The organism is Okeania sp. (assembly GCF_983059655.1).
This window is the reverse complement of record NZ_CEZPJD010000720.1, coordinates 1-4,058: the sequence shown is the minus strand read 5'-3', so window position 1 is coordinate 4,058 and position 4,058 is coordinate 1. Positions and strand designations below refer to the sequence as shown.

General features: G+C 35.1%; 5 protein-coding genes. 1 reads left to right on the top strand and 4 read right to left on the bottom strand.

The window, feature by feature from the left end:
* Positions 1 to 1,102: 1,102 nt before the first annotated feature.
* The 3 genes from AC3DU7_RS27305 to AC3DU7_RS27295 all read right to left on the bottom strand — a co-directional run bounded on the left by AC3DU7_RS27305 (position 1,103) and on the right by AC3DU7_RS27295 (position 1,854).
* Positions 1,103 to 1,261, bottom strand: coding sequence for a hypothetical protein (locus tag AC3DU7_RS27305; protein WP_488042407.1), 159 nt, complete (start codon positions 1,259 to 1,261; stop codon positions 1,103 to 1,105).
* A gap of 28 nt (positions 1,262 to 1,289) precedes the next feature.
* Positions 1,290 to 1,520: a BrnT family toxin gene (locus AC3DU7_RS27300; RefSeq protein WP_488042406.1), complete on the bottom strand. Its 231-nt coding sequence runs from the start codon at positions 1,518 to 1,520 to the stop codon at positions 1,290 to 1,292.
* Positions 1,521 to 1,599: 79 nt separating this feature from the next.
* The gene (locus AC3DU7_RS27295; RefSeq protein ID WP_488042405.1) at positions 1,600 to 1,854 is read right to left on the bottom strand and encodes a hypothetical protein; all 255 of its coding nucleotides are present in this window, start codon (positions 1,852 to 1,854) and stop codon (positions 1,600 to 1,602) included.
* Positions 1,855 to 1,984: 130 nt separating this feature from the next.
* Here AC3DU7_RS27295 and AC3DU7_RS27290 point away from each other — a divergent pair, with 130 nt between their 5' ends.
* On the top strand, positions 1,985 to 2,854 hold the full coding sequence (locus AC3DU7_RS27290; RefSeq protein ID WP_488042404.1) for a Uma2 family endonuclease: 870 nt from the start codon (positions 1,985 to 1,987) through the stop codon (positions 2,852 to 2,854).
* Between the two features lie 610 nt (positions 2,855 to 3,464).
* Here the strand turns inward: AC3DU7_RS27290 and AC3DU7_RS27285 are convergent.
* The gene (locus AC3DU7_RS27285) at positions 3,465 to 3,923 is read right to left on the bottom strand and encodes a hypothetical protein (protein ID WP_488042403.1); all 459 of its coding nucleotides are present in this window, start codon (positions 3,921 to 3,923) and stop codon (positions 3,465 to 3,467) included.
* Positions 3,924 to 4,058 lie beyond the last annotated feature (135 nt).

Sequence of the window (4,058 nt, the reverse complement as noted above, 5' to 3'; positions counted from 1 at the left end):
AGTTAACGATCGAAGTACGAAAATTGGGGTAATTTATTTTCTGCTATTCCCTAAAAGATAGTTATCGCTTCCCCGGAGTGCATCTCAACTCAACATTACTATTGGACAATAGTTAAAAAAAACAATCTGCTGAAAGTTAGCGTTCCTAAAGAAGAAATATCTAGCCAAAAACTTTAGTCAAGCATCCTACAAGGTAGCGATCGCTTCCCCTGACTGTATCTCAACTCAACATTACTATTGGACAATAGTTAAACAAAAATCAATCTGCTGAAAGTTAGCGTTCCTAAAGGAGAAATATCTATAGGACTTACGCAGATACGCTATATATAGTACTCATAACTATTGGACAATAGTTACTGGACTCTATACACAGTGTCTTTGCGTAAGTCCTGATCTAGAATTTTAGTCAAGCACCCTAAAAGATAGCGATCGCTTCCCCGGAGTGCATCTAAATTTAACATTACTATTGGACAATAGTTAAAAAAAAATCAATCTGCTGAAAGTTAGCCTTCGTAAAGAAGAAATATCTAGGCAAAAATTTTAGTCAAGCATCCTACAAGGTAGCGATCGCTTCCCCTGACGGTATCTCAACTCAACATTACTATTGGACAATAGTTAAACAAAAATCAATCTGCTAAAAGTTAGCGTTCCTAAAGGAGAAATATCTATAGGACTTACGCAGATACGCTATATATAGTACTCATAACTATTGGACAATAGTTACTGGACTCTATACACAGTGTCTTTGCGTAAGTCCCGATCTAGAATTTTAGTCAAGCACCCTAAAAGATAGCGATCGCTTCCCCTGAATGTATCTAAATTCAACATTACTATTGGACAATAGTTAAAAAAAAATCAATATAAGGAAAGAGTCCAGTAGAGTGTGTTAGACGGCATTAATTACTCGCTATCATCAGGTATTTAACAATCCGTCGTAACGCACCATTTTTAATTAACCGGGTATCATAATCATGGTGCGTTACATTTCATTAACGCACCCTACTGAACTAAGATTGCTATTCTTTCAAAAAGATAGTTCACGTTTGCTATTCACACAATCTTGAAGGTATAAATCAATTAATTGTTGATAGGAAATTCCTTTTTATTGTGCTTTTTTTTCAAAATATTCTATTACTTCAATTCCTAAAGATAAATTTACTTGTTGCTTGAGTTTTTTAGCATAAGGATTAGGACGACTTTTCATTTTAGTTAGGTCATATTCTGGTTTCATAATTTTATCCTTCATAAAGTTGACTTTCATTTTTAGTTGCTTTGCGGGCAGAAATAATTCAGATTACAGATTCTTGTTCTCGATAACAATGAACTATCAATAATATTCGCATTTTTGAGCTGATACCAAGCAACAAAAATCTATCCTCTAAATCAGAGTGTTGTTCATCCCAAAATTCAATAGCATTATCATCATAAAACACTGATTTTGCCTCTTCAAACGATACACCATGTTTTTTTTGATTAATCAGATTCTTTTCCTTATCCCACTCAAATCGCAATTGACTCATCTTTAGATTTTAAAACAAACTATTTGATTAATTTAGAGTATTTTAAATAAATATTTGTTTGTATCTAAAAAAAATATCCTCATCCAAAACGCTCCTGAAAAAGTTCTTGTTTTACTTCACGAATCAGGTCTAAAACTTGCTCTTGAGTTTCGATACCAGCTTCTTTAAAATCAGCTTTCATTTTCCTACGAGCTTCTTCTAAATCAATTGATTGATTTTCATCAGAAACAATAATTACCACTTCAACCTCCCGATCATTCGGCAAATTTTGACAAGGTTTAGTTAGAATTAATTGTCCATTTTTAACTTTAGCTTTAGTTTGAATAAACTCCATATTTAATTTCCTAGCATTCCTCATTTAATTGACTAAATTTATCTGAATTTATTTTATCATTTTTTATACTTGGACTAATATAGTTGTGATAAAATTCAGGTAATCATAATCACCAAAGGTAGAATTTTTAATGACAGAAACAAAAATAAAAATAGACCTACCACCACCTTTTCCCGATCATACTCAATTACCAGATGAAGACGGCACCTTTGTGAAAAATTTCCAGGAGCATCCCCAAAGTATCCTTTTAACTGATTCCATCGCACCAATTTTACAACAACGACACCCAGATGGAAATTATGCCATCGGGCAAGATAGTGGTATCTATTGGCGAGAAACAGAACCCCCCGAAAAAGGTGCAGAAGCACCAGATTGGTTTTATGTTCCCAATGTACCACCACTATTAAACGGTGAAATTCGTCGTTCCTATTGTCTGTGGCGAGAATATATGGCACCTTTAATTGCTCTAGAATTTGCCAGTGGAGACGGAACAGAAGAATTAGACAAAACTCCTTTGTCAGTTTCCGAAGATGGTGAAACAACAAAACCAGGAAAATTTTGGGTATACGAGCAGATTATCAAAATAGATTATTACGGAATATATGTCATCAAAACTGGCAGTTTAGAAATGTATCATTTAGAGGATAAGTCTTATCGCCAGATGTCTCCGAATGAGCGCGGTCACTACTTTATTAGACCCCTGGGAATAGAATTAGGAAAATGGGAAGGTTCCTATCAAAATCAAACTCTATCATGGTTACGCTGGTGGGACTCAGAAGGTAATTTATTGTTAACAGGAGCAGAAAGAGCAGAAGTAGAAAAAGCCCGTGGCGATCGCTTTGCCAACATAGCAGAACAAGAACGCCAACGGGCAGAACAGGAACGCCAAGCACGAAGAAATGCTATTCCTCAATTATTAGCAACGGGAATGAGTGTAGAACAAATAGCACAAATTCTGAGTTTAACTGTTGAGGAAGTAAAAATAATGAATAATGAATAATTAATAATTAATAATGGATAGTTAATAATTATTTCTGGTTACAGCAAATTTCGAGTACATGAGGTACAAGGTAAATGGTGAAAATATTGTAGTGCGGGCATCTTGCCCGCAAGAGTGTACCTCATAAAAACGGAAAGTGCGGTAAAACCATCGGATTCATTAATTATCAATTATTCATTGGTAAGAATATCATCAGGACTTAAGCATCCAAATTTGGAGAATAGCCCGGTTTCTGCGTAAGTCCTAAAAATGAGAAAGTGATGAAAATTTCTGGTGATTAGCTAATACAGCAGATTCCAAGTATAAGCAGTACAGATATTAACAATTCAATCTTCCCAGTGCGGGCATCTTGCCCGCGATGGGTGTACCTCACTAAAGTTGAATCCGCTGTATTATACCAAGCGTGATAAATTTTTGTTACAAATGGTAGAAGTAAGAAAGAAGGAAGAGGGAAGACCGAAGTTGGGGTAAATATTGAAAAAAAGGGAAAAAAGATAGATATAACTATCTCAAATGAACTGGAACAGCTATTTTTAAGCATATCCGATTAATATCCACCTTTTTGTAGCATTCTTTTTTCAAATTGGTATTATTGAGTCTATAAATTTTCTCAAGTTCCATTTGATTTCAACCACTCTTGATAATGCTGTTCATTACCGCCAAAAGATTCAACTGAAACTTGAGGTTCTCGTTCATAAACCAAAGATTTATATTCCTCAATAGTCATTGGTTTTTTCTCACAATATGCAATAATAACTTCACGGAATAAAGGCATATTTTGCAAGTCGGGTTCATAACGTTCTACATGAGAAACTATCCAGTCCGTAGGAATTGCCCTTGAAGAACGAAGATTAGCTCCAGAACCAGTAGAATAGAGTCGCCGACCAATTTCTTGCTCATATTGTCTTTTTTCTACTGGTTGCCAATCATAACTAGCACGAATAAGACGAGTTGTTTCATCTTTTTCAATTAACCCTCCTGAATGTCTAACCCATTGCTCGCCTTGTTTTACCATGTAAATAATTAGAGTTGCTCGATTGTCTAATAATTGTTCAATATTTTCATTCATTGTCTTTCTCTTTGTGGTCTGCAAATGATGTTTCTCCGTTCTACTAAACTTACCCAAACTTACCCATGCACGATTGCATAAGCTTTGGAGCTAGCTTCCTGTTTTGCGTTCCGCAATGCTGCGCAAACACAGAAG

Excerpts from the sequence above, each read along its gene's own strand:
- AC3DU7_RS27305 (WP_488042407.1), bottom strand. The coding sequence starts at position 1,261 with ATGAAAGTCAACTTTATGAAGGATAAAATTATGAAACCAGAATATGAC.
- AC3DU7_RS27300 (WP_488042406.1), bottom strand. The coding sequence starts at position 1,520 with ATGAGTCAATTGCGATTTGAGTGGGATAAGGAAAAGAATCTGATTAAT.
- AC3DU7_RS27295 (WP_488042405.1), bottom strand. The coding sequence starts at position 1,854 with ATGGAGTTTATTCAAACTAAAGCTAAAGTTAAAAATGGACAATTAATT.
- AC3DU7_RS27290 (WP_488042404.1), top strand. The coding sequence starts at position 1,985 with ATGACAGAAACAAAAATAAAAATAGACCTACCACCACCTTTTCCCGAT.
- AC3DU7_RS27285 (WP_488042403.1), bottom strand. The coding sequence starts at position 3,923 with ATGAATGAAAATATTGAACAATTATTAGACAATCGAGCAACTCTAATT.